This window comes from Methylobacterium sp. WL103 (genome assembly GCF_008039885.1).
GTDB lineage: Bacteria > Pseudomonadota > Alphaproteobacteria > Rhizobiales > Beijerinckiaceae > Methylobacterium > Methylobacterium cerastii.
The window spans coordinates 1-743 of sequence record NZ_VRUX01001127.1 but is presented as its reverse complement, the minus strand read 5'-3'; the positions used below and the strand labels follow the sequence as shown (position 1 = coordinate 743).

Here is a 743-nt window from a genome sequence, read left to right as displayed (position 1 = left end):
CTGTCCGACGATCCCGAGACGCTCAAGGCGCAGCTCGTCGAGGCGCAGGCCGAGAACGAGCGGCTGCGCCAGATCATCCTGGCGATGCAGCGCCACCGCTTCGGACGCCGGGCCGAGAGCCTGCCCGAGGACCAGCTCCTGCTCGGGTTGGAAGAGGCCGAGCAGGTCGAGGCCGCGGGCTTTGCCGCCCAGGAGGCCGAACCGGCCAAGAAGGCGGTCCGGGTCGGCAAACGTCGCACCAACCGCGGGGCGCTCCCAGCTCATCTGCCGCGGGTCGAGACCCTCGTCGACATCGACAGTACCGCCTGCCCGTGCTGCTCGGGCGCCCTGCACCGGATCGGCGAGGACGTATCCGAGCGCCTCGACGTGGTGCCGGCGCAGTTCCGGGTTTTGGTGATCCGCCGCCCGCGCTACGCCTGCAGAGCCTGCGAGGACGCGTTCGTGCAGGCCCCGGCCCCGGCGCGGCTGATCGAGGGCGGTCTGCCCACCGACGCGCTGGTCGCTCAGGTGCTTGTTTCCAAATACGCCGACCACCTGCCACTCTATCGCCAGGCGCAGATCTTCGCCCGCCAGGGCGTCGTCCTCGACCGTTCGACGCTCGCCGACTGGGTCGGGCGCGCCGCCTTCCTGCTTCGGCCGGTGCACGAGCGGTTGCTGGAGACGCTGAAGCGCTCGGGCAAGCTGTTTGCCGACGAGACCACGGCGCCCGTGCTCGATCCCGGGCGCGGGCGCACCAAGACCGG

The 743-nt window shown here is 71.3% G+C and carries 1 protein-coding gene; it reads left to right on the top strand.

The features are described from left to right. A partial coding sequence (locus tag FV222_RS28210; protein WP_147816422.1) for an IS66 family transposase occupies window positions 1-743 on the top strand: 743 nt, incomplete at its 3' end.